General features: G+C 37.9%; 20 protein-coding genes. 11 read left to right on the forward strand and 9 right to left on the reverse strand.

Annotated features, from left to right (window positions below; translation table 11 throughout):
- The first annotated feature begins 4 nt into the window (after positions 1 to 4).
- From parE to parC, 5 genes are all read left to right on the forward strand, one after another.
- Complete coding sequence (parE, locus tag H4J38_RS06205; RefSeq protein ID WP_182130580.1) at positions 5 to 1,894, forward strand: DNA topoisomerase IV subunit B; 1,890 nt, start codon at positions 5 to 7, stop codon at positions 1,892 to 1,894.
- A gap of 139 nt (positions 1,895 to 2,033) precedes the next feature.
- Positions 2,034 to 2,441, forward strand: coding sequence for a VOC family protein (locus tag H4J38_RS06210; RefSeq protein ID WP_182130582.1), 408 nt, complete (start codon positions 2,034 to 2,036; stop codon positions 2,439 to 2,441).
- Positions 2,442 to 2,571: 130 nt separating this feature from the next.
- A complete protein-coding gene (locus H4J38_RS06215; RefSeq protein WP_182130584.1) occupies positions 2,572 to 4,488 on the forward strand; it encodes a tetratricopeptide repeat-containing diguanylate cyclase in 1,917 nt (638 codons plus the stop codon).
- Positions 4,481 to 5,731, forward strand: coding sequence for a GGDEF domain-containing protein (locus H4J38_RS06220; protein ID WP_182130586.1), 1,251 nt, complete (start codon positions 4,481 to 4,483; stop codon positions 5,729 to 5,731). Before H4J38_RS06215 ends, H4J38_RS06220 begins: the two co-directional genes overlap by 8 nt.
- A 148-nt stretch (positions 5,732 to 5,879) precedes the next feature.
- Positions 5,880 to 8,168: a DNA topoisomerase IV subunit A gene (parC, locus tag H4J38_RS06225; protein WP_182130588.1), complete on the forward strand. Its 2,289-nt coding sequence runs from the start codon at positions 5,880 to 5,882 to the stop codon at positions 8,166 to 8,168.
- Positions 8,169 to 8,308: 140 nt separating this feature from the next.
- Here the strand turns inward: parC and H4J38_RS06230 are convergent, their stop codons facing one another.
- The 3 genes from H4J38_RS06230 to tal form a co-directional block, all read right to left on the reverse strand.
- Positions 8,309 to 8,926 (reverse strand): DUF6942 family protein, encoded by a 618-nt coding sequence (locus H4J38_RS06230; protein WP_182130590.1) that lies wholly within the window; start codon positions 8,924 to 8,926, stop codon positions 8,309 to 8,311.
- 81 nt (positions 8,927 to 9,007) lie between these two features.
- Positions 9,008 to 9,181 (reverse strand): DUF3545 family protein, encoded by a 174-nt coding sequence (locus tag H4J38_RS06235; RefSeq protein WP_182130592.1) that lies wholly within the window; start codon positions 9,179 to 9,181, stop codon positions 9,008 to 9,010.
- A gap of 120 nt (positions 9,182 to 9,301) precedes the next feature.
- Positions 9,302 to 10,255, reverse strand: coding sequence for a transaldolase (tal, locus tag H4J38_RS06240; protein WP_182130594.1), 954 nt, complete (start codon positions 10,253 to 10,255; stop codon positions 9,302 to 9,304).
- Between the two features lie 304 nt (positions 10,256 to 10,559).
- Here tal and yaaA point away from each other — a divergent pair, with 304 nt between their 5' ends.
- A complete protein-coding gene (gene yaaA / locus H4J38_RS06245; RefSeq protein ID WP_182130596.1) occupies positions 10,560 to 11,336 on the forward strand; it encodes a peroxide stress protein YaaA in 777 nt (258 codons plus the stop codon).
- A 314-nt stretch (positions 11,337 to 11,650) separates the two neighbouring features.
- Here the strand turns inward: yaaA and H4J38_RS06250 are convergent, their stop codons facing one another.
- The 3 genes from H4J38_RS06250 to fldB form a co-directional block, all read right to left on the reverse strand.
- Entirely contained in the window at positions 11,651 to 12,877 is a 1,227-nt protein-coding gene (locus H4J38_RS06250; RefSeq protein WP_182130598.1) for a dipeptidase, read from the reverse strand.
- 481 nt (positions 12,878 to 13,358) lie between these two features.
- Positions 13,359 to 14,594, reverse strand: coding sequence for an ATP-dependent RNA helicase SrmB (gene srmB / locus H4J38_RS06255; RefSeq protein ID WP_182130600.1), 1,236 nt, complete (start codon positions 14,592 to 14,594; stop codon positions 13,359 to 13,361).
- Positions 14,595 to 14,695: 101 nt separating this feature from the next.
- Positions 14,696 to 15,220, reverse strand: coding sequence for a flavodoxin FldB (fldB, locus tag H4J38_RS06260; protein ID WP_182130602.1), 525 nt, complete (start codon positions 15,218 to 15,220; stop codon positions 14,696 to 14,698).
- 272 nt (positions 15,221 to 15,492) lie between these two features.
- On the opposite strand from fldB, the gene dsbC reads away from it, so the two are divergent.
- The 5 genes from dsbC (at position 15,493) to H4J38_RS06285 (ending at position 22,100) form a co-directional block, all read left to right on the forward strand.
- Entirely contained in the window at positions 15,493 to 16,281 is a 789-nt protein-coding gene (dsbC, locus tag H4J38_RS06265) for a bifunctional protein-disulfide isomerase/oxidoreductase DsbC (RefSeq protein ID WP_182130604.1), read from the forward strand.
- A 122-nt stretch (positions 16,282 to 16,403) separates the two neighbouring features.
- On the forward strand, positions 16,404 to 18,188 hold the full coding sequence (locus tag H4J38_RS06270) for a DHH family phosphoesterase (protein WP_182130606.1): 1,785 nt from the start codon (positions 16,404 to 16,406) through the stop codon (positions 18,186 to 18,188).
- A gap of 217 nt (positions 18,189 to 18,405) precedes the next feature.
- Positions 18,406 to 19,504, forward strand: a protein-coding gene (gene prfB, locus H4J38_RS06275) for a peptide chain release factor 2 (protein ID WP_182130608.1) whose coding sequence is annotated in 2 segments (ribosomal slippage) — positions 18,406 to 18,480 and positions 18,482 to 19,504 — 1,098 coding nt in all. Because the reading frame shifts where the segments join, the coding sequence is not laid out codon by codon here.
- Positions 19,505 to 19,615: 111 nt separating this feature from the next.
- Positions 19,616 to 21,157, forward strand: a complete 1,542-nt coding sequence (gene lysS / locus H4J38_RS06280) for a lysine--tRNA ligase (RefSeq protein ID WP_182130610.1) — start codon at positions 19,616 to 19,618, stop codon at positions 21,155 to 21,157.
- 394 nt (positions 21,158 to 21,551) lie between these two features.
- Positions 21,552 to 22,100 (forward strand): YkvA family protein, encoded by a 549-nt coding sequence (locus tag H4J38_RS06285; RefSeq protein ID WP_182130612.1) that lies wholly within the window; start codon positions 21,552 to 21,554, stop codon positions 22,098 to 22,100.
- A gap of 257 nt (positions 22,101 to 22,357) precedes the next feature.
- On the opposite strand, the gene H4J38_RS06290 is transcribed toward H4J38_RS06285, so the two are convergent.
- The 3 genes from H4J38_RS06290 to H4J38_RS06300 form a co-directional block, all read right to left on the reverse strand.
- Complete coding sequence (locus H4J38_RS06290; RefSeq protein WP_182130614.1) at positions 22,358 to 24,154, reverse strand: putative 2OG-Fe(II) oxygenase; 1,797 nt, start codon at positions 24,152 to 24,154, stop codon at positions 22,358 to 22,360.
- A gap of 253 nt (positions 24,155 to 24,407) precedes the next feature.
- Complete coding sequence (locus H4J38_RS06295) at positions 24,408 to 25,667, reverse strand: AmpG family muropeptide MFS transporter (protein WP_182130616.1); 1,260 nt, start codon at positions 25,665 to 25,667, stop codon at positions 24,408 to 24,410.
- A 138-nt stretch (positions 25,668 to 25,805) separates the two neighbouring features.
- The gene (locus tag H4J38_RS06300) at positions 25,806 to 26,135 is read right to left on the reverse strand and encodes a hypothetical protein (protein ID WP_182130618.1); all 330 of its coding nucleotides are present in this window, start codon (positions 26,133 to 26,135) and stop codon (positions 25,806 to 25,808) included.
- Positions 26,136 to 26,336 lie beyond the last annotated feature (201 nt).

The raw sequence follows: 26,336 nt of genomic DNA on the forward strand, positions 1-26,336 counted from the left end.
ATAAATGAGCGAACAATATAATTCCGACTCCATTGAAGTCTTAAGTGGCCTCGACCCGGTACGTCATCGTCCTGGCATGTATACCGATACCACTCGTCCTAATCATATAGGCCAAGAAGTTATCGATAACTCTGTTGATGAAGCATTAGCAGGGCATGCACAAAATATTACTGTGATTCTTGATAAAGATCAGTCATTAGAAGTTATTGATGATGGTCGAGGTATGCCGATTGATATTCACCCAGAAGAAGGTGTATCTGGCGTAGAACTTATTTTTTGTAAACTGCACGCTGGTGGTAAGTTTTCCAATAAAAACTATCAATTTTCAGGTGGTTTGCACGGTGTGGGAATTTCTGTTGTCAACGCCTTATCTACCCGAGTAGACGTTTCAGTTAGGCGTGATGGTAAAGTATACGAAATGGCTTTCGAAAGTGGCTATAAGGTAGAAGAGTTAAGAGAAACAGGTACAGTGGGCCGTCGTAATACCGGCACCCGCGTAAAATTTTGGCCTGATGCTAGCTATTTCGATTCGGCCAAGTTTTCAGCACGTCGATTAGTGCATTTATTAAAAGCTAAAGCCGTACTTTGTCCTGGGTTAACTATAAAGTTTCATGATAAAAACGAAGATGATAAATATGAATGGTGCTATGAAGATGGCTTAGTCGATTATTTAAAAGAGTCAGTTAAAGGTTTTGAAAGCTTGCCAGAAGAGCCTTTTGTTGGCAGCTTTACTTCGCAACATGAAGCAGCTGATTGGGCAGTAACTTGGCTACCTGAAGGTGGCGAATCAGTTGGTGAGAGTTATGTTAACTTAATTCCTACCGTGCAAGGTGGTACACATGTTAACGGCCTTCGCCAAGGCTTGTTAGAGTCAATGCGCGAGTTTTGTGAATTTAGAAACTTACTCCCACGTGGTGTTAAGTTAACACCAGACGACATTTGGGATAAATGTGCTTATATCTTATCAGTGAAGATGGAAGACCCACAATTTGCCGGACAGACTAAAGAACGACTCTCTTCTCGCCAATGCGCGGCATTCGTTACTGGTGTAGTAAAAGACTCATTTAGTTTGTGGTTAAACGAGCATACGAGCATTGCGGAAACCTTAGCTGAGTTTTGTATTTCTAATGCCCAGCGACGTTTACGTGCTAGTAAAAAAATCATTCGAAAAAAGGTCACTCAAGGGCCAGCTTTACCAGGCAAGTTAACCGACTGCGGTAGCCAAGATATTTTGCGTACAGAGCTGTTTTTAGTAGAAGGTGACTCTGCGGGTGGTAGTGCAAAACAGGCAAGAGATCGTGAAATTCAAGCCATTATGCCGCTGCGTGGTAAAATTTTAAATACTTGGGAAGTAGACTCAGGGCAAATATTAGCATCACAAGAAGTTCATGATATTTCAGTTGCTTTAGGTATTGACCCTGATACGGATGATTTATCAGGACTTCGCTACGGTAAAATTTGTATTCTTGCCGATGCCGATTCTGATGGTTTACATATTGCGACCTTACTTTGTGCGCTATTTACTCAACATTTTCTACCTTTAGTGCAAGCTGGGCATGTCTATGTCGCTATGCCTCCATTGTATCGAGTTGATGTGGGTAAAGAAGTATTTTACGCGTTAGATGAAGCTGAAAAAGACGGTATTTTAGACCGTATCGAAGCCGAGAAAAAACGTGGAAAAGTCAATGTACAGCGATTCAAAGGGCTGGGTGAAATGAATCCGTTACAATTACGTGAAACTACCATGGATCCCAATACACGTCGCTTAGTACAGTTAACCGTAGATGATCATTCAGAAACTATGGAATTGATGGATATGTTACTCTCTAAAAAACGTGCAGGCGATCGTAAAGATTGGTTGCAATCTAAAGGCGATATGGTTGAATTAGATTGATTTTTTTAGCATGCTAATGAAAAACCAAGTGGATAAATTAACGTTATTATTAAATGTTAAATCTAATCAATACTTATTTACTGTTAATTAAAAAAGGTATAGTTACTCACTATACCTTTTTGCTTTTTTAGGAAAACTCATGATTGAACACCGTCTGTTACGCAGTATATGTCATGCGTCAGTAGGGACTAATAACCTCACGAAGGCAAAGTCCTTTTATACTCCTGTGTTGGCAAAATTAGGTATAGAACTAGTTAGCGAATATGAACATGCGGTTGCATACGGCAAGGGCTATCCTGAATTTTGGCTACAACTACCTTTTGATAAAAAGTTGGCAACAGCTAGCAACGGCGTTCATTTTGGTTTTGTTGCGTTAAATAAGCAGCAGGTTGATGACTTTTATCGGTGCGCAATTACCTTAGGTGGACGTTGTAACGGTGAACCAGGTCCAAGGCCTGAATATGGAGAGCCTTATTATGGCTGCTTTATTGTAGACCTTGATGGTAATAAAATAGAAGCAAGTTATTGGCTAGTTACTGAAAAATAGTTTTAAAATAATTATTTTTTCGCATTTTTATTTGTGTTTTTAACTCATCATAAATAATAGTTTATCATTTAAGCAAATTCGTTTTATACTGTAATTTGCATATTATCGCACGGGCCGTTGGAGCGCGAATTTGTTAAAGAGCTTTATAAAATTAACCTTTCAAAATAGTGCCCCGATTCTCTTTATTTTCTTGTTAATATCTTGTAAATCAAATGCTTTGCAGTCTGTAACTGACAGTGACTTTAATACGTTTTTATTACGTGCAGAGCAGCTCAACAACAGTGATCCTAAAGCGGCGCTGTTTTTATTAAATGCGCATAAAGAACAGCTAGACACTCAGCCCGTTTCCAACCAAGTAAATTACTATCGCATTCAATCAGCAGCCTATGCCGACCAAGCACTATACAGTTTAAGTGAGGCTTCGGCAGAACAGGGCTTAAAACTTGCCAAGAAAATGAATAATCCGAGTGTGTTTATTGCTGAGCTTGCTTACACCAAAGGTTTTTCGCTTGAAAGTTTGGGCAATTTTGACGGCGCTTTTCAAATCTATCAAAATGGTTTAGATGTTGCACGTTCTATGAATAATCAGGAATTAACCGCTCGAGGTCTGATTAATATTGGCGCGATATTATATTTACAAAAAGACTACAAACAATCGTTAATCACCCTAAATCAAGCTTTAGAAATAGCCAATGACATTGCAGATGATTCACTGTTAGGCGACGTCAGCAGTGAGTTAGGTATTTTATATGGAAATTTAGGCGAAGAAAGCCAAGCAAATGATTACTTTCAAAAATCGTATCAGCATTTTAAGAAAGCTGGCAAACAGAACTATGCACTTAATAGTTTGCACAATGTTGCTAATAACCACGCTAACCAAGAGCGCTATGAACAAGCCATTAAAGTTTACCGCGTGTTAGAAAGTGAGATTCAGCCAAATACCAGTAATCAGTTTATCGCCGATGTTTATCGAAATATAGCTTGGGTGCTGCTAAATAAGGAAGATGCAGATACAGAAAATGCTTATCGCTACATTCTACTGGCAGGTGAGTATGTTAAAGAAGTTGAACAACATGCGGTTAAACTTCAATACACTGTAGATAAGGCCTTTGTTTTAGAAAAAATGGGTCGTTATCAAGAAGCGCTAGACAACCTAGAGCAAGCTCAAATACTGCTCGAGCGCAAAGCGAGTGATAATTATGACACCAGTGCACTAAATATTCTCTTTTTAAGCGCTAAATTACATTATGCTTTAGGCCATTATAATCAAGCATATAAAATTCAAACTCAGTATTTTACTCAATCTATAGTATACGAGCAGGCACGAGAAACCACTGAAATAGATGAGTTAATTTTGCAATATGAAAGTGCAACCGCTCAACGACAGAATAATATATTAGAGAAAAAACAACGCATACAAAATTTACAACTCCAACAAATGGCACTTGAAGCGGATGGTCGTCAGGTACTTGTTATGGTGTTGGCTGTTTGTACCTTGCTATTAGCCTGGTTCTTATATCGTGTGATAAAAGGACAAAAAAACTTAATTCGCGCGACTCGAACCGATAGCTTAACCGGTGTAGCTAACCGCCGAAGACTGCTTGAGTTAGGTGAAGAGTATTTTTTAAATGCCAAAAAGAGTCAGCAAGTCTTTAGTCTGTATATGATTGATATTGATTTTTTCAAAAAAATCAATGATCAGTTTGGTCATAGTATTGGTGATAAAGCCTTGCAAGAAATTGCTATTCAAGGCCAAAACCTCATGCGAGCTAGTGATGTATTTGGTCGCTTTGGTGGAGAAGAGTTTATTGCACTGCTGCCAGAAACCGGTAGTATCGAAGCACTTGAGGTTGCTCAGCGACTTCGACAAAATATTGAGCAATCAAAATGGCAAACTCAGCAAATAAACCATTTAACGGTAAGTATTGGTGTAGCAACTTTTGAGCGAGATAATTATGCAAACTTTTCGGCTTTGTTAAAGGCCTCTGATGAGCAATTATTAAAAGCCAAACAATCAGGCCGTAATAAGGTTAGTTACAATGCGTAAATATTCGTGGCTCAAAACTATCACTTTATATTTGTTCACGATATCTATCAGCACTGTTGCCTGCGCAGATGAAATTATCGGTCAACAACAGGTATTCAATAATATTGATAGCCTTAGTGCAAAACAGCAAAAATCAATAGTCGCTTTGGCGGTTAATAACGAAATATTATCGCTATTAACCTTGAGTGTGTATGACAAAGCGGCAGCGCAAGTTAAGTTATTGGCTTTACAAGAATTACCCTTAACAGTAAATATCGCTGAGCAATATTTACTGTATATCGTGCGTGCCAATATTTCTGATATTGAAGGGCAAGAGCATAAAGTGATTAATTGGCTCAATAAAGCAATTAAGCTTGAGCCGTTACTGACTAAAAAACAACTCGATACACCTTTATTTTCTAGTGCTTATTTAACCCTAGCAGACATTTATGCAAGGCAAGGCGAAGGAAAGAAAGCCTATGACACTAAACGGCTGTATATTAAAAAATATTTTGCACATTTGAACCATCAAAAAGAGTTAAGTGTTAAGCGTTTAGATGAAAAATATAACATTGAAAAAAAACATGAAGAAAACGAGCTGCTTACGCAAAATAGCCAAATAAAGCATTATGCGCTTGCCAGCGCTGAAGCTGAGCGTAGTGAACAATATCTTAATATTGCCATTTTTATTGCCGCAGTCAGCGTTTTCTTTTTACTACTTTTACGACAATTTAAAATTAGCCGAGCATTAAAGTTACTGGCAAAAACCGATAGTTTAACGTTATTACCTAACCGTGGGGCATTCTTTAGTAATGGTTATAATTTTATGACACGAGCATTATTGGCTGATAAAGAACTCAGTGTTTTAATGTTAGACATAGATAATTTTAAAAGTATAAACGATAACTTTGGTCATGATGTTGGCGACAGCGTTATTTGCCATGTTGCCGCGTTAGCTAGTGAAACCATGCGTTCTCGAGATTTTTTTGCCCGTATTGGTGGTGAAGAGTTTGCTGCCATTTTACCTGATGCGAGTATCGAACAAGCTCACGCAATTGCAGAACACATGCGTGAGAAAATTCAAGATGATATTAGTATGTATAAAAACAACAAAATTCGGGTGACAGTTAGCATAGGTATTGTCAGCATTGCTGATGTTAGAGAAAGTTTTGATAGCTTGTTACACGCAGCAGATATGGCAATGTATCAAGCAAAAATTAATGGTCGCAACCAAGTGTGCAGCTTTGCGAAAGAAAAAAAATAAAATAAAAATTAATCACTGTTGTGTGATATTTATCGCCTAAAAGTGTTCTTTCCACCGGTATAATCAGCTAAGCTACCCCTAGAACAATAATAATAAAAGTTACGTTTAATAATTCGGCATTAATCGAACTTTTTAGGAAAATACTTTCATGTCAGATGCAATCGACTTTAGTTTAGACGGTATTGAACAGCGCCCTCTAAGACAGTTCACTGAAGAAGCTTATTTAAATTACTCGATGTATGTCATTATGGACCGTGCCTTGCCACATATTGGTGATGGCTTAAAACCGGTGCAACGTCGTATCGTTTATGCAATGTCCGAGCTTGGCTTATCCGCATTAGCGAAATATAAAAAATCTGCTCGTACTGTTGGTGATGTACTAGGTAAATTTCATCCCCATGGTGACTCTGCCTGTTACGAAGCTATGGTATTAATGGCGCAGCCATTTTCATACCGTTATCCGTTAGTTGACGGACAAGGTAACTGGGGTGCTCCTGACGATCCAAAATCATTTGCGGCAATGCGTTATACCGAAGCGCGTTTATCACGTTTTAGTGAAGTTTTACTAGCTGAATTAGGCCAAGGCACTGTTGATTGGTCGCCTAACTTTGATGGCACCATGAAGGAGCCTAAAACCTTACCTGCACGTTTGCCACACATTTTATTGAACGGTATTACAGGCATAGCAGTAGGTATGGCAACAGACATTCCTCCGCATAATGCCAGAGAAGTTGCGAATGCTTGTATACATTTAATTGAGCAACCGAAAGCTGAATTAGCCGATCTACTTGAAATTATTCATGGCCCCGATTATCCAACCGACGCTGAAATTATTACGCCTAAAGCCGATATTGAAAAAATTTATCAAACCGGTCGTGGCAGTATTAAAATGCGGGCAGTTTATGAGATGTTGCATGGTGATGTGGTTATTACCGCATTGCCACATCAAGCCTCAGGCGGAAAAATATTAGAACAAATTGCCAATCAAATGCAGGCCAAAAAGTTACCAATGGTGGTTGATTTACGTGATGAATCTGATCATGAAAATCCTATCCGTTTAGTTGTTGTTCCACGTTCAAACCGTGTTGATATTGAACAACTTATGCAGCACTTGTTTGCCACCACAGATTTAGAAAAAAACTTTCGTGTTAACTTGAACATGATCGGTTTGAACAACAAGCCAGCCGTTAAAGATATTAGAACCATATTAAGCGAGTGGTTAGAGTATCGACGCGAAACAGTGCGTCGTCGCTTGCAATATCGATTAGATAAAGTATTGGCTCGTTTGCATCTTTTAGATGGCTTATTAATCGCGTACCTTAATATTGATGAAGTTATTGAGATAATTAGAGGCTTTGATAACCCCAAAGCTGAGTTAATGTCACGCTTTGAACTTTCAGAACGCCAAGCCGAATCAATATTAGAAATTAAGCTTCGCCAACTCGCTAAGCTTGAAGAAATTAGGATCCGTGCTGAGCAAGCGGAATTAAATATAGAACGTGAATACCTGGAGAAAATTCTCAGCTCTAAAGTTCGCATGAATACCTTAATGAAGAAAGAAATTCTAGAAGCAGCTGAAAAATATGGTGATGATCGCCGCTCGGTTATTGTTGAGCGCAGTGAGGCAAAAGCCTTATCTGAAAAAGACTTGATGCCAAGTGAGTCAGTTACTGTTGTTGTTTCTCAAAAGGGCTGGGCACGTTGTGCAAAAGGCCATGATATTGACGCAGAAGCATTAAGCTACAAGTCAGGCGATGAATACTTATGTTCAGCCAAAGGACGAAGCAATCGCCCTGTGGTGTTTATTGACTCATCGGGAAGGGCATACGCCACTGATGCGCATAGTTTACCTACGGCGCGAAGCCAAGGAGAGCCGCTCACAGGGCGCTTTAATTTGTCGAGCGGTGAATACTTTGAACAAGTCTTGATGGCTGATGACGAATGTCGTTACTTACTCAGCAGCGATGCAGGTTATGGCTTTGTTGGCAGTTTTGCCGACATGGTCAGTCGTAATAAAAATGGTAAAGCGTTATTAAGTTTGTCTGTAGCAGCGAAAGTAATGACACCAAAAGTCATTAGCAATTTAGATACAGAATTAGTACTTTCAATTACCTCGGAAGGACGCATGCTGGTTTTTCCAGTTAAAGACTTACCTATTTTGACTAAAGGTAAAGGCAACAAAATAATTAATATTCCTACAGCAAAAGCAAAAGCGCGTGAAGAATATGTAACCTTGCTCGACGTCTTGCCACCAGATAGTGCTGTTACCTTGCATGCAGGTAAACGTAAGTTAACTCTAAAAGCTAGCGACATTGAGCATTATAAAGGTGAACGTGGACGTCGAGGTAATAAACTACCAAGAGGTTTACAGCGTGTTGATCATATCGTTGTAGAGAAATCCACTACGGATATAGAGCCTGAAGTTCCTGAAAGTTAACGCACTGCTAAGCTGTTAATATCAAAGCCCTAAATTAATCGTTTAGGGCTTTTTTTATGTTTAGGCCCCTCCCAGACATCTTGCTGATATCCTATCTTATGGATATCGGTTACAGCTCTATAGTAAAGAAAGGGCTAATGCTATGCTTCTGGCGCTGTTAATTGCCGAATTAGAGCCGCAAGTTGGACAATTTTTATATTTGATAATTGTCGATAATCAAAATATGGGCAAATAATAATGCCTAACTCATTATTAATAGCAAAATCATGACTAAGCCAAGTGCAGTCGTAACAAAGCCCCAGTTGTTCTGCATAACCTTTGCCTAATATAACGTGCAGTTTTTTAACAGGTTTAGGTGTTGTAGAACTGAGTGTTTTAGAGTCAGGTGCTTTGAGCTCTGGTAGTTCAGATTCGATAGAAATTTTTGCTAAAAAATTCGTTTCACAATGGTTAGTCGCTAAAAAGCAGGGCGCTGAAAAAAGTAAGCAATTATCACTGTGTGACTGTAATAGAAAATCATCTCTTAAGTGTTGCCAACTAGAAAATTGCTTTGATGATAATTCAAATAATAACTTAGCGTAAACATTAAATATTTTCCGCCAATGGTTACCGGTTTCCTGACAAATATAGGCAATTTCACTAGGAACTATCGCTTTAACACAATTTAGGCTTTCATAAGAAGTGAGAGGTGGGCGGTTTTTTATATAAAAAACGAGTTTGGCATCAATATTACCTAAACCAATAGCGGTATTTTTCATTGACTTTCCTAAATAAAAAGCAATAAAAAACCCGGTATAATCCGGGTTTTTAGTCGTTTATATTAGCTATTCTAAGCTTAGTTAAAACTCTTTCAACATGCTTTCCAAAGAATTGTCATATGCTTTTAATTCTCTTTCCAGTTGAAATTTTTCTTTCAGTTGTTCAATTTCACGCCATTTTCTTTTTTTATTATTACTTGAACTTGATTTCGGCTGTGTGCCTAAAGAGTCCAATACTTGTTGAAACTTTTCCATGGTATGCTCCTTGTTTTTACAACTGCAGCTTTTTAATATCACAGTTGTTCACAAAATAGAAACATTATTTTGTATTTTCGTTACAAAGTCATGAATTTCACAAGTTTTATAATTTATAAATTAAAGCATTGCCTGTAATTGTTGCTCAAGTTTAACTTGGTCAATGGTAAAGTTTCGAATGCCTTCTGCCAACTTTTCAGTTGCCATAGCATCTTGGTTCATCTGCCATCTAAATTGTGCTTCAGTTAGTGGAGCTTCATCTGCTAATGGCGCATGGTCGCTAAAAAGCTTTTGCGTAACTGTTGCTGTTGAATTTGCTAATTCGTCCATAAGATTTGGGCTGATCGTTAGTCGGTCACAACCAGCCAGTTCAAGTATTTCACCAATATTGCGGAAACTAGCACCCATCACAACCGTTTTGTGGCCTTTAGCTTTGTAATAATTATAGATACTCGTTACTGACACTACACCGGGATCTTCGCTAGCTGAGTAGTCAGTGCGGCCAGTATCTTTTTTATACCAATCTAAAATACGACCAACAAAAGGTGAAATCAGATAAATATTAGCTACGGCACAGGCTTGCGCTTGAGCAAAGTTAAATAGTAAGGTTAAATTACAGTTAATGCCTTCACGCTCTAATTGCTCTGCCGCTTTAATGCCTTCCCACGTAGAGGCTACTTTGATCAATATGCGATCATTAGTAATGCCAGCTTCGTTGTACATAGCCATAAGCTTATAAGCTTTAGCGACAGATGCTTCAGTATCAAAAGATAAGCGAGCATCAACTTCTGTTGAAATTCTACCAGGTACTATCTTTAAAATTTCTAAACCAATTAATACCGAAAGTTTATCTGCAGCGTCAGTAACTTGCTGTTCAGCATTTGCCGACTGAGTTTTCGCCCATGCTACTGCAGTAGCCAGTAGATGTTGATAATTAGGCAGAGAGGCGGCTTTTAATAATAAAGACGGATTTGTAGTGGCATCTTGTGGTTGAAACTTAGCAATAGCTTCAATATCGCCGGTATCGGCAACAACAGTTGTCATTGCTTTTAATTGAGAAAGTTGATCGGTCATAACATGTCCCTTGATATTCATAATGGAATCAGATGAATGTGAGTGTATTAGTTAATTTTGGTGAAATATTACAACGTTTTTCAAGCAAGATAGGTTGAAATTGCTAGGTATCTGTTTTATTCATCTATATTTGTATCAAATTTTCATAATTTAGCAAGGGTGATAACGAAATAATTTAGATAAAACGCACTATTGTATGCTGTGTGGGCGATAAGTTAGATGATGAATTCATAATGAAGATAATTATATTCGTTTTTTCCTGTGTTATAGTGACAAAAATTTTTTAAGATAGAGTAGATATATAATGTTGCTTGTTGTTTCTCCAGCTAAGAATCTAGATTATGAATCCCCCGTTGCTACTGAAAAATATACTCAACCTGAACTATTAGCACACAGTAAAGTGTTAATGAAAAAGTGTAAAACACTGACTCCAGCTGATATCAGTTCATTAATGGGTATCAGCGATAAATTGGCCGGTTTAAATGCCGCGCGTTTTGGCGAGTGGGCAACCCCTTTTACACCAGAAAATTCTCGACAAGCCGTATTAGCTTTTAATGGCGACGTTTATACAGGCTTAGATGCTCCATCGTTTAACGAAGAAGACTTTGAATTTGCTCAGCAGCATATGCGGATATTATCTGGATTATATGGACTATTAAAGCCGCTAGACTTGATGCAAGCGTATCGACTAGAAATGGGCAAAAAATTAGACAATGATCGCGGCAGTAATTTGTATCAGTTTTGGGGCGATATTATCACCGAGCATTTAAATGCAGCGATTGGAGCTCAAGGCGACAATGTGTTAATTAACTTAGCGTCAAATGAATACTTTAAATCAGTTAACAAGAAAGTACTAAAAGCTGAAATTATTACACCGGCATTTAAAGATTGGAAAAACGGCCAGTTTAAAATGATCAGCTTTTTTGCCAAAAAAGCCCGCGGTTTAATGGCACGCTATATTATTGAGCACCAAATCACTGATGTTGAAAAGCTAAAAGAATTTGATGTGGCAGGGTATCAATATTCGAGTGAATTGAGTAAAGGTAATGACTGGGTGTTTACCCGTAAAGAAGTCGATTAAACTAATTGAATTTGATTAAATATAAAAGCTATAAAGGTGAAACAACTCATTTATAGCTTTTATAGAAGATAGTACCTGAATAGATAATCACGCGACCCCTGCCTTATAATATTTGTAGAAGCCTACATTTAAACTGATACTTTTGGATAGAAAACTAAACTTAATATTATAATTATTTAAGCCTGCTTTGAGCTGTGAGTTCAATAGGTCATTGCAGCCGTTGGACATCATCACTTGATGTTAATTTTGAGCCTTGAGTGACCGTTAACCGAATTTAGTTTAATTTCTGTTGTAGGCTTACAAAGGTTACATGACTAATGAGTTTGCAAAGCTAATTTTTCAGCTCCAGATTCAATCTCATTCCAAACGCGTAAAAAATTTCCTCCTAGAAGTTTAGTTATTTGCTCATCGCTATAACCACGGGTTTGTAAGCCTGCAATTAAATTAGGGTAATCGGCAACAGATTTTAGACCTTCCGGTAATGCTCCTTGTACGCCATCAAAATCTGAACCAATACCAATATGATCAATGCCTACAAGTTTTATAGCATAGTCAAATTGATTAAGCACAGCGTCTATGGGTGTCACTGGAATAGGATGTTTATCCCACCAATTTTTATCAAACGATTGTTCATCTATTAATTCTGTGCCTGAAACAATAGCTGCTTGGTTTTGCTTGGCTACTGCCGCTTTTTCTTTAAAAAAAGCTTGAAGGTCATCGGCCGATTTTCGATTAATAAAAGGTATGCCAAAGGATATTTGTATCACCCCGCCTTTAGCCGCTATAGCCAATGCAAGTTCATCACTAATATTGCGTTCAAATCCGGGAGTAAAATGTCTAAAAGCAGAGTGGCTCGCAATTACCGGTACTTTGCTCAATAACAGAACATCTTTAACAGCTTTATCGGATAAATGCGACACGTCTACTATCATACCTAGCCGATTCATTTCACTCACAACGTTCTTACCAAAAGGGCTTAATCCGTTCCATTGGCGTCTGGGATCATAAGAAGAATCGCTAATGCGATTGCTAGCGCTGTGAGCTAATGTAATATAACGGACCCCACGTTTAAAAAATTTACCCACTTGATTAATGTCATCCTCAATTGGAGCGCCATTCTCCATACCAAGAGCTAACAAAACACGGTTTCCCGTTTTTAATCGTTCAATATCTTTTGGTGAACTTAAAAGTCCAAATTTATCAGGATGACGTACAATTAATGCTTCAATACTATCAATCTGTGTATGGGCAATTTGTTTTGCTTTGCCTTGCTGATCATCACGAGCTGAAGTGTAAATTGACATAAAAGCTACATTAAGGCCGCCAGAATAAGCACTAGGGTAATCAAATTCACGACTAGGTGCAGTAGAGCCAAGATCACGCCACTCAGCAAGTAACTTGGTAGGGGCATCAATGTGTGTATCAACAATGATGGCTTTTTTCGCCAACTCCATAGCTGTGAGGGTTGTTGAGTTCGCTAATGTGTTTGCTGTATTAAGTAACAAAGCTATAACGATCGTTATCGATAGTTGCTTATTCATTGTTCACCTTTCCTTTTAATATCGAAAAATACTTTATCTAATTTTCAACTTATCGGTGTGACTTTTATCCTAATGCGATAATTTTTTGAGTAATCGATTTACTTTATTATAGAAGTTAGCATACAACATGGTAGGTGATATTTATTGTTGATTAAAGTAAGCATGCCCAATAAAAAATATTATGTCTGCAATTGTTAAATAGCTGCGGCCTTGATTTCAAAGTATCTATGACCTAAATACTGGCTTAGTTGTCTATCAAGATGAAATAAGGTCAACGTCTTTTGAATACCCAAAGTAGCTTAAAATTTAATTGTTCCTAATGCCCGTAATGTCGAAACAGTTGCCGTTAGCAAAAGATAAACCAATAACTAGATTACTATCACCTTATCACTATCGATAAAACTCAATTAATAATTAAGTGACTAAAAACAAAAAAACCTAAACGAGTGCGTTTAGGTTTTTAGATTTTAAAAGGCAGATTTTAACTTTTGGTGCGTTTCGCTATTTTTTTTGCTTTAGCTTTTTTCTGTGCCACAGTTCTTTTCACTTTAGTCTTTTTCGTGGCAACACGTGCTTCTTTAAATTTTGGTCTTAAGGTTTCAATTACACGACGTGGTAGGCGCTCTTTTATGTAACGTTCAATTTTACCAATGACTGTCATGTCGTGTGCTTCAACCAATGATATAGCTGTACCTTTATTGCCAGCGCGACCTGTGCGGCCGATGCGGTGCAAATATATATCGGCTGTGCGGGGCATATCAAAGTTTATTACATGCGTTATATCGTCAATATCAAGACCACGTTCAGCGACATCTGTAGCTACAAGCACATTAACGGTACCATTGCGCAAACGTTCAACTGATGTGTTGCGTTTGTCTTGTTGCATTTTACCTTCAAGCCATACGCAAGGTACGTTATCGGCGTAAAGTTTGCCTGATAGATGCTGCACGGTTTCACGTTTATTGGCAAAAACAAGGGCACGTTCTACTTCTTCTTGTTGTAATAAGTTTAGCAATAAGGCGTATTTATGATCTTTGTCGTCAGCTAAGTGCATCCACTGGTGAATTTTTGCTTTTTCTTTTCGAGAAGGATTTGCTTCTAAAAATACAGGGTCGTTCAAAAGTTCGCGAGAAAAACGTACTACTGCGGCACCTTCTAATGTTGCAGAAAATAGCATGGTCTGTTTACGCCAGCGTGCTTCGCCAACAATGCGATTAATGGTTTCAGCAAAACCCATAGCGAGCATACGATCTGCTTCATCTAAAATAAGAATTTCAATTTCACGGCTATCAAACTGCTCGCTTTCAATGTATTCCATTAAACGGCCAGGTGTAGCAACCAAAATATCGGTGTTACCTGTAAGTACTTCTTTATGACTGCCATAATTAACACCACCGGTAATTACCGCGGATTTAATATTGGTAAGCGCGGTTAACTTCTCACATTGCTCATGAGTTTGTATGGCCAGTTCGCGTGTTGGTGACAAAATTAGCACACGTGGAAAACCTTGCTGTGGACGGGGATAGTCAAGCAAGTGTTGAGCGGCTGGTAAAATGAACGCCGCTGTTTTTCCCGTTCCTGTAGGGGCTGAAGCTAATACGTCTTTGCCTGTCATAGCCACAGGAAGTACTAATTCTTGGATAGACGTCGGCTTTTTAAAGCCTGCATTTTCAACGCCGCCTAATAACGCGGAATCTAGGTCAAACTGCTCAAACATGTAATAATTTTCTTTGGGGATTAATAACGCGGATTATAATGGCAAAATACGATTTATCCTAAAGATCTTGCCAAATTAATCTATTTATTATGATATTTAACTTAATCCGCTAGTATATCAGCGATTTCATGGTTTATTTGTTGGCACCAAACTTTGATGCGCTCTTCACTGGCATCATATTGGTTGTCTTCATCAAGGGCTAAACCAACAAATTGTTGTTTGTTTTCGGTCAAAGCTTTTGACTCTGCAAATTCATAACCTTCATTTGGCCAATAACCGATAACATAGCCACCTTGTGCCAGCACTTGTTCATGTAACATGCCTAGCGCATCTTGAAACCAATCGGTGTAGCCAATTTGATCGCCCATGCCATAAAGCGCTACTATTTTACCTTCGAGATTAATCTCGGAAATTTCTGGCCAGTGTGACTCCCAATCTTCTTGAATTTCACCATAATCCCAAGTAGAAATGCCTAAAATTAACATGTCGTGATTTGCCATTTCGGCCAATGGTGTATCTTTTATATTAAATAAAGTGACTATGTCAGCGCCAAGTTCTGTTTGAATTTTTTCTGCTGCTATTTCGGTATAACACGTGGTTGAGCCATAAAATAATGCAATGTTCATTGATAAATTACCGAGGTTTTTACGAACCACTTTAGGTGGCAGGTGAGCGAGTGACGAGATTTTAACAAAATTTCAGTAAATAAGAAGCTTTGCGTTACGAGACAAATTAATATTTTATTAGATATATTAGCTATTGGAGGTCTCAGTGTTATTGCAATTATGACTTTTTCACTGTAATTTTAGCGGGATTAAAGCGGTCTTTGTATTTAACTAAATATTGCAAATGTAATTTTCCGCTCATTTTCCGCTTATTTAAGGTATGGAATTGATTTATGTCTAAGAATTTTTTATTGGCCGCAGCATTTGGCGTGTTAAGTTTGACTCACCATGTTGCCGCCTATGCTGAACCTGCAACGCCATCAAATAATAGTGTTATGTTACCCGTTGCACAATCGCCTGAGGTTGAAGCCGTTAAAGCAAAACTTTCGCAAACTTTAGGATTCAATGTTGCCAGTATTAAACCATCTCCAATGACTGGCGTGATTGAAGTGCTTACGGATCAGGGCTTATTTTATGCCAGCGCCGATGGTAACTTTTTATTGCATGGAAAAATGTACGGATTAGGCGATAACGTTACTAATTTAACCGAAGCAAGCTTAGCGCAAGTGCGTGTGGAAGGCATGGTTAAGTTTTCTGATGCTATGATTGTTTATCCAGCAAAAAATGAAAAACACGTAGTTACCGTTTTTACCGATATTACCTGTGGTTACTGTCGTAAAATGCATGAACAAATAGACGACTATAACGATAAAGGTATAACTGTTCGTTACTTAGCGTATCCACGTGCTGGCGTGAAAGACCGTTCAGGTGGTTATTCACAAGGCTTTAAAGATTTACGTTCAATATGGTGTCATGAAGATGCTAAGTCGGCGCTAACAAAAGCGAAAAGTGGCTCTAAGGTGGCAGCACGTATTTGTGATATGCCTATCGAAGAAGAATTTGACTTTGGTCGCCAAGTTGGCGTTACCGGAACACCTGCTATTATGCTTGAAAATGGCATGATGGTGCCAGGTTATCAAGACCCTGATAAATTATTTACGTTATTAGAATCCGCTCAGTAAGGTGGTTAATATCATACTGGTTAAGCCGTATTTTCAAATGGTGTAACTAAATTTTTTCATAAAATGGCAAGTATTTAACTTGCCATTTTTGTATCTAGCGTTTTAAGTATAAAGGTTCATTCATGCATAAAGAGATCATTCGTCGAGAGCAAGTAAGCGATGAGCATTTACCCGATACGCTGCATCCTATTATTCGACAAATATACGCGCGGCGCGGTGTTACTAGTAAAGAGCAGCTTGAATTAACCGCGTCACATTTATGCGCCGTTGATTCGTTGAAAGGTTTACCTGAAGCATGTGCGCTTTTATATCAGGCGCTACAAGAGAAAAAAAATATCACTGTGATTGGTGACTTTGATGCCGATGGCGCTACAAGTACTGCATTAATGATGGAAGCATTACACATGCTAGGGTCGAAAAATCATCATTTTCTTGTGCCCAACCGATTTAAATATGGTTATGGCCTTACGCCTGAAATTGTTGATATTGCAGCCTCTCAAGGCGCTCAAGTATTAGTCACTGTTGATAATGGCATTAGTTGTGTTGCCGGTGTAAAAAGGGCAAAAAATTTAGGGCTTCAAGTAGTGGTTACTGATCATCACTTACCTGGCGCGGATACACCACCTGCTGACGCTATTATTAATCCCAATCAACGAGGTTGTAACTTTGCTAGTAAGTCGTTAGCTGGTGTTGGTGTCGCTTTTTATTTTATGTTGGCATTAAGAAAATATTTACGCGAGCAACAATGGTTTGAACAACAGGGAATTAAAGAACCTAATATTGCGCAATTACTTGATTTAGTTGCACTAGGTACGGTTGCCGATGTGGTGTCACTTGATGCCAATAATCGTATTTTAGTTGAACAAGGACTAAAACGTATTCGCGCAGGTGCCACGCGTCCAGGTATTCAAGCATTAATCGAAATTGCCGGCAAAAATCAGCAAAAATTGATTGCTAGCGACTTTGGCTTTGCTTTAGGACCACGTATCAATGCCGCAGGGCGTTTAGACGATATGGCTTTTGGTATTAATTGTTTATTAGCAAAAGATTTATCAACCGCAAGAGTAATGGCCGCAGACTTAGATGACTTAAACAAAACACGCCGAGAAATAGAGCAGGGCATGCAACTTGAGGCTGAACAAGTGCTAGCAAGCTTAAAGTTTAGTGAAGATAATTTACCGCATGGCATTAGTTTGTTTCATGGCGATTGGCATCAAGGCGTTATAGGCATTGTTGCGGGGCGATTAAAAGAAAAATATCATCGACCTAGCATTGTTTTTGCCAAAGGTAATGATGACACTGACGAAAATAGTACTGACCTTAAAGCCAGCAGCATCGATAGCAATAGTATTGATATAAGTAACAACGAAATAAAAGGCTCAGCGCGCTCAATTCCTGGTTTACATATTCGTGATTTATTAGAGTACATTGACAGTCAACATCCTGGTATTATTATCAAATTTGGTGGCCATGCCATGGCGGCAGGTTTGTCGATAGCGGCTAATCAATTCCAACAGTTTTCATCACTATTTGAAAAATATGCAGAGCAATGGTTAAGCAAAGAAGCACTAACCGGCGTTTTATCTTCAGATGGTGAACTATTAACTAACGATATGACCCTTGCCTTTGCTGAAGTATTACGTGACGCCGGGCCTTGGGGACAGAACTTTCCAGAGCCAGTATTTGATGATGTTTTCACCCTTGTTCAACAGCGCATTGTAGGCGAAAAACACTTAAAGCTAGTGGTAGAAAAAGAAAAGCAAATATTTGATGCTATTGCCTTTAATGTTGATATAAAACGTTGGCCTGACAGCCAAGCGAAGCAAGTAAAATTAGCCTATCGTCTCGATATTAACGAGTTTCGTGGTAAGCAATCAGTGCAATTAATGGTCGAACAATTAGACTGAAGTGCAGTAAGAACATTATTAGCTTAATCGCTTAGATTAATAGTGACATTAAACGGATAGAAAAATATAATAAAAATGGCGTTTCATTGCACAAGCAAGCGTTTATTTAATCGCATAATTAAGCTACAATGCGCGACTGTTTTTTTGTTGTTTTTCCTTAATCAGTAATTATATTCACCATTTATATTCATCTATGACGGCGTAACAGTTAAAAAGTATGTTAGAAGTTAATCCAGTACTCAATAAAATTAAAGAAATTCGCGAACGCACCAACCTGCTTCGGGGGTATCTTTGACTACGATCAAAAGTCAGAACGTTTGGTTGAAGTTACACGCGAGTTAGAATCTGCAGATGTTTGGAATGATCCTGAACGTGCTCAAGCATTGGGTCGTGAACGCGCGGCATTAGAAGCCGTAGTTGAAACCATAGACGAAATGGATTCAGGTTGTGAAGACATTGAAGGCTTGGTTGAGCTTGCTGTTGAAGCAGAAGATGAAGAAACCTTTGTTGATGCCGAAGCTGAAACAAAAACTTTAGAAGCTAGTCTTGAAAAGTTAGAGTTTCGTCGCATGTTCTCTGGCGAGCACGATGCCAATAACTGCTATTTAGATATCCAGTCAGGATCTGGCGGTACAGAAGCGCAAGATTGGGCCGAAATGCTGATGCGTATGTATTTGCGTTGGGGGGAAGCCAACGGCTACAAAACTGAAGCGATTGAAGTTACGGGTGGTGATGTCGCCGGCATTAAAGGTTGCACCATTAAATATACTGGTGAATATGCTTTTGGTTGGTTACGCACCGAAACCGGTGTTCATCGTTTAGTACGAAAATCACCTTTTGACTCAAGTGGTCGTCGCCATACCTCGTTTGCTTCTGCGTTTATATACCCAGAAATTGACGACAATATTGAAATTGATATTAACCCAGCAGATTTGCGCATAGATACTTTTCGCGCTTCTGGTGCGGGTGGTCAACATGTTAACAAAACTGATTCTGCCATACGTATTACTCATGAACCAACAGGTGCAGTAGTAGCTTGTCAGGCGGACCGTTCTCAGCATAAAAACCGTGCAACAGCCATGAAGCTTTTAAAAGCTAAATTGTATGAAATGGAAATGCAAAAGCAGAATGAAGGTAAACAAGAATTAGAAGACGGCAAATCTGATATTGGCTGGGGCAGTCAAATACGCTCTTATGTTTTAGATGACAGCCGTATTAAAGATTTACGTACCGGAATAGAAAACCGTAATACGCAAGCAGTATTAGACGGTGATTTAAACAAATTTTTAGAAGCTAGTTTGAAATCTGGCTTATAGATACCTTAATTAATTTGAAAATATTTTTAATAGAATATACCTGTAATGGCAAAATTTGAGCGCTAATTAACTGAGCTTAAATAACAAATTACGTTAAACACGAGAAATAAAATGACTGATCAAGCACACCAAGACGAAAATAAATTGATTGCCGAGCGTCGTGGCAAATTAGCAAAAATTCGCGAAAACTGTCCGGCTAATGGCCACCCAAACAAGTTTGACCGAAAACACTATGCTGCTGATTTACAAGCTGAACACGGTGAGAAAGATAAAGAAACGCTTGAAGCTGAAACTGCTCTTTACAGCATTGCTGGTCGTGTAATGGCAAAACGTGGTCCATTCTTAGTTTTACAGGATATGTCTGGTCGCATTCAGGCATATGCACACAAAACTGTGCAAAAAGATATTAAAGAGCGTTGGGGCACTTTAGACATTGGCGATATTATCGGTGTTACCGGTACTATGCATATGTCAGGTAAAGGTGACTTATACGTTAATATGGATAAATATGAGCTATTAACCAAATCGCTACGTCCATTACCAGAAAAATTCCATGGCTTATCAGACGTTGAAACAAAATATCGTCAACGTTACGTTGATTTAATTATCAACGAAGACACCCGTAACACTTTTAAAATACGCTCGAAAATTGTTGACGGTATTCGTAAGTTTTTAACTGACCGTGACTTTATGGAAGTTGAAACGCCAATGCTGCAAACCATCCCTGGTGGTGCAACAGCTAAACCTTTTAAAACCTTTCATAATGCGCTCGATATTGAAATGTTTATGCGTATTGCACCTGAACTTTACCTAAAGCGTTTAGTGGTTGGTGGTTTCGAAAAAGTATTCGAAATTAACCGTAACTTCCGTAACGAAGGTTTATCAACGCGCCATAATCCAGAATTCACTATGATTGAATTTTATCAAGCTTATGCTGATTATCATGATCTAATGAACCTGACTGAAGACATGTTACGTACGTTAGCTGAAGACGTAATGGGCTCAGCTATTATTCGTAATACAGTTAAAAACTCTGATGGCGAAGTAGTAGAAGAGAAATTCTATGATTTTGGCCAAAAATTTACTCGTTTATCAATGGTTGATGCGATTTTATTACACGGTAATAATTTAGACGAAAATATCTTACGTAACCCAGAAGCTAACTTTGACGCGCTTAAAGCAATGGCGAAATCTGTTGGTGTGAAAGAAACCGAAGCATCCAAAGTATGGGGCGCAGGTAAGTATATTTGTGAGATATTTGAAGAAGTTGCCGAGCATATGCTTGACCAACCTACTTTTATCACTGAATACCCATGGGAAGTTTCACCATTAGCTCGTAGAAATGATGACAACGCATTTATTACTGACCGTTTTGAATTCTTTGTGGGCGGACGCGAACTTGCCAATGGTTTCTCAGAGCTTAACGATGCCGAAGACCAAGCGGCACGCTTCCAAAACCAAGTAGAGGGTAAAGACGCTGGTGATGATGAAGCAATGCATTTTGACGCTGATTATATTCAAGCGCTTGAATACGGTTTACCACCAACAGCTGGTGAAGGTATTGGTATTGATCGATTAGTGATGTTGTTCACTGATTCACCAACCATTAAAGACGTTATTTTGTTTCCACATATGCGTCCACTTTCTGAGTAATAGATAGCTGAATAAGTTTAGTTAAACGTATAATCTAAAAAAGCACCTTCGGGTGCTTTTTTATGTTCAGGCCATTCCTATCCATCACGGTAATTGCTTCTGCATTACACCAATGATTTACATTCCTGTAATAAAATGGCTTTACGGTATTAGCCTTAACATTTAAGTACATGATAATGAATGTATTAATGCACAGTTGTTATACTTATGTCGGTAATGTTTTGATTTAAATTAAACTATGACTTATGCCTAAATCGTTATTGAATTATTTTAATTGGGCCGCTGATGTTGAAGTGAATTGTTAATATTTGTGTATATTAGTGGTGTATTAAAAATCTTCTGTTAAATTAAAGGTGTACTAAATTCAAGCAAGCCAAATATTAGGAGAATTATAATGGCATTTGAAGTTACCTTCGAGTTAAAAGAATCAGATTTAGAGTATTTTCGTAATGTAATGCGCGAGTCAAAGTCGGACGCTAAAAGTTTAAGTGAAGCAGAAATTTTAGCAAACGCAAAAATCCTTAGTGAAGACGTAAAAACTGATGTACCGGAATTTGTCAGCGATCGCATTAAAAAATTAGGCACCTTAGTCGCTATGATTGAGGATAGTGAGTGGAAAATACCTGATGAAGCGCGCGCTGATGTATTAAGTGCTTTAGCTTATTTTAGTGACCCTGAAGATTTAGTGCCTGATCATATTCCAGTGTTAGGTTTTTTAGATGATGCCATCATGATCGAGTTAGTTGTTGAAGAACTCAAAGACGACATTGAGGCTTTCTTAGAGTTTTGCAAATACCGAACGCGTGAAGAAGGTCGCCATGGCGATGCGGATGTTACTCGAGATGAATGGTTAGACTCAAAGCGTAAAGAGTTGCACAGTAGAATGAGAAATCGTCGTTCAGGTCGCAGCGGTGGTCGTTCAGGTTTCCGTTCAGTTTTTTAACTGATATAGATTAAGTTAACTTTACATTTTTTAATTTAATGTCTAAAAAAAGCCGCGGTAAGCGGTTTTTTTAGTTTATAGCAGGCAACTGCAAAATTCCTATAATATTGCTTAATATGTATATTATGGTTTTAGTCAATAATAGACAGTTATACCGATTTATTTAAAGGCATAAATTTTATTAACTTACATAACAATGTTTGCTTTAAATAGATTAAGCCATGTTTCTCTAGCATTCTTAAATAGCTCTGTTGAATCTATTTTGGAATAACATCAAATGAGATAGTCATTCTAGTTTCATCGGAAGTAAATGGCTTTGTACCGTGCCAGAAGTAGGAAGGGAAAAGCACTAGTAATCCATTTTGCGGCTTAACAACATAGTCTGCTTCAAGTTTATGTTTCATATTGAATCCAGGTACACCAAACTCTATCCAGCCTTCACCATTATTATTAACTGCACTCGGTATTTGGTTATAATATGGGCCGCTTATCCATCCTTCTGAGTGGTAATGGTTTTTATGGAAACCTTGTTTTTGTAATAAAACTGACCAAGAACCCTGATACTGAAAACTGGACATTATTCGCTTTAAAAACGGATGACTTTTGTGCTGACTAAAACCATTTATATAGCGCTGTATATGCTTTTGTAATTCAATGTCGAGTAAGTTAATCACAGGTGATTTTGATGGAAATAAATCTCCAATGGTTTGTGTTCCATTAATTAAAGACTGATCAAGCGGGTGTTGTTTACTAGTATGTAACTTAGTTAACTCAGTATTTAATTCTTGATTAAATTCTATCAATGATTGGCCGTCATTAGGGGGTGTTACTTCTGCGCTATATATAAATTTATTGGGATCGCATAGCTCGTTATATTCTTTGGTTTTCCCAAGCATTTTTAAACTTGTTGATTTTAGAGTGATACAACTTAGGTTGTTTCGATCACTGTGGGTTAATCGGTCGAATATCTTTAATGATGCACTAGCATTATCATTAGCAATAAATGCGTGGCCTTGTTCATATAATAAATGAATATTATTTTTATTGTTTTTTAAGCCTTGAGTACTGATTGATACTGCTTCTTCGAATTCTCCAAGTTCCCTCAGAGCGTTAGATTTTATAATGTATGCGAGCGCTTCATTTTTATCTACAGTGAGGATTTTATCGGCAATTTTTATAGCTTTATCATACGCTTTTGCATGTAATAATTTTCTGCCAAACTCTCCCATCAAAGCAGTTGAATTTGTTCTTTCGATAGCAGACTTATAATTAGAAAAACATTCGTCTACAGGTAATGATCTTGACCATTTAATTAAGCTTAATTGATGATGAGCATCATAATCTAATGGAAAATCGTTAATAATTTTTTCATATACACTGATTGATGAATCAACTTTTTCTTCAATTAGGTAACAACTGGCTAACGCTTTATTTGATTCTGTACTTGCTCCATTTTGAGCTAATATTGATTTAAAATATTTCTTTGCTTCTGGTATGTTTCCATACTCTTTTTCAATTTGTCCCAGCAAATACAGACTTTGTTCGTTATGAGGATTATTATCCAAAATCTCTAACAGGATGTTTTTTGCTTTTAAGCTATCTTCTGTTTTGTTGTAACATTTCGCTAATCCAACCTTTGCACCGATGCTGTTACTATTTATCAATAAAGCACTTTTAAAGTAAGCTTTTGCGTCAACATAAGCATCTTCTGAGAATAAAATGTTTCCAAGGTTAATATGTGGGTCTATATATGTGGTTCTGCAACTTATAGCTTGCTTAAATTTGAGTTTTGCTAGCTCAACTTTATTTAATTGATTTAATAAGTTTCCATAGGCGTTAATTATTTCAGCTTGGTTAGGAGCCAACTTTAGTGCTTTTAAAAAATGTTTTTCACTTGCTTTAAAAAGGCTAAGTTTTCTTTCTGCAACTGCACGCAGATGCCAAAGCTGCGGGTTTTTACCCTGTAAACCTGTTAAGTTTTTGAAAATATCTAAAGCTAAATTAAATTCGCCGTTATTAAGATGATTGATTGCTTTTGTAATATTCGCTTGCATTGTTTCTTCTTTATTTTGTAAATTTATCAACGAGTGAAGATTAATAATATAATTGTAATGTCGATTTAAATATCACGTTACTAATGGGTTACAAATAACATTAAAACAAAAAAAGCGATAATTGTACCGTTAAACGCAAAGATATAACCGAAGCCTTTTAAGCCCTGTTTCATCGTGTAATTGTTACTTTTTAAATACCAATACCAAATAGCGCACATTAGTATGGGAACGAGAAAAAATAGTTTAATCATATTTACGCTATCTCCTGTGGTGCTGGTTTAGTTGGCTCTCGCCAAGGTGCAACTTTCAATAGCATTAGCATACCGGGTATGGCTAATGCTGTGCACATAAAGTAAAAATTAGTCCAGCCTATTTGTTCGACAATAACGCCTGTTGTGGCATTAGCAAATGTTCTTGGTAGCGCTGTTAAGGCAGTAAATAATGCAAATTGTGTTGCTGCAAATGCTGGGTTAGTCGCTCTGGCTATAAAGGCGACAAAAGCTGCTGTACCAAGACCAACGCCTAAATACTCAAAGCCCATAGCGAATGCTAAAGCGTAGGTGTTGTGGCCAATTTCTGCCAGTGCTGCAAAGCCCAATATACTGATGATTTGAACAAAACCAAATAACCAAAGCGCACGATTAATACTTAATTTTATCATCACTATACCACCAACAGCCAAACCTATAGTCATAGCGATTAATGACGCTGTTTTAGCCACCACTCCAATTTCAGTATTGGTGAAGCCTAAATCTATGAAAAATGGCGTTTGTAGTGCAGTCGCCATGCTATCGCCGAGTTTATATAAAAATAAAAAAGCGAGAATTTGTAATGCAGATTTTGTGCCTTTTCGGTTGATAAAGTCTTTAAAAGGCAATACAACGGCTTGTTGTAATGTTTTTGGCGCTTGGGCAGAAGTTTTAAGCTCTTTTATTGAAAGGCTCAATAGAATACCGACGAGCATAAATGCAGCGACAACAATGAATACTGCTTGCCAACTGATGTGGTCAGCAAGAATAAACCCCAATGAACCTGGTACTAAGCCAGAAAGTCGATAAGCTTGTACATGAATAGAGTTGCCCAAGCCAAGTTCATGTTCGGGCAATAATTCGCGGCGATAAGCATCCAGTACAATATCTTGGCTAGCACTGAAAAATGCGACTGCAGCCGCTAAATAAGCAACATTCCAGATATTCATTACGGGGTCAACAAAACCAAAACCTGCGATAGAAAACAATAAAAGCACTTGTGTTAGCAACATCCAACTACGACGGCGGCCAAGTACAGGTAAAGAATATCGGTCCATTAATGGCGACCAAATAAACTTCCATACGTAGGGTATACCAATAAGAGAAAATAAGCCTATTTCCGCTAAACTGACGCCTTCGGAGCGCAGCCAGCCAGGTACAAGTTGATAAAGAATAAATAAAGGCAACCCGGAGCTAAAACCGGTGAAGATACAAATTAGCATACGACGATTAAATATTGCTTGCTTAAAGGTTGGAGAATGCATTGCTCAAAGCCTAATGAATGCGAAAAGGTAATGCTGATAGGCTATCAAAATGTATTAGTAAACAGAAGTTTAATCTTTTCAAACAGCTAATTAGTTGTTAAATATTAACTGACATTTATCAGCTTTAGCTGGGTAATGTTAAGGTATCGGGCGCCAACCTATACAATCAATAGGGTAGCTGCCTGTACCAGAGAAAAAGTCTAAACAGGTTGATATTTCACTTTTAAAATATAAATCACGGTCAAGATCATTAGCGCTATGTAAACTAAGTTCATGCATTATATGCCAAAAAACACGTTCTCTAGCATTACTGGGGGTTTCATCACTAACGTGCAGTAAAGTCCATTCTGCCATGGTGTTTTCGACGAATTGATCAAGCTCAGTGTAATGCAAAGAATGATTAATAACAGCGATGATATAGGCCCGGATTTGAGTGATTTTCTCATTGATAAACTGCTCAATTATCATGTTGTTCCTTTTGTACAATTAAGCTAATAAAGGGACTTAGCTAAGGAGAATAATGATGTTAATCGCCTTGTAATCTTGTTTGATACTGTTTAGTTATCGTAGATAAAACTAAAATTGTCAAAGTTCATGGGGTGTGAAATTGTAACTTAAAGACCATTTTGACAAACTATTTAGCAATCAAGTCAGCACTTGAAAGGGGAG

The organism is Colwellia sp. BRX10-3, from assembly GCF_014077505.1.
Taxonomy (GTDB): Bacteria; Pseudomonadota; Gammaproteobacteria; order Enterobacterales; family Alteromonadaceae; genus Cognaticolwellia.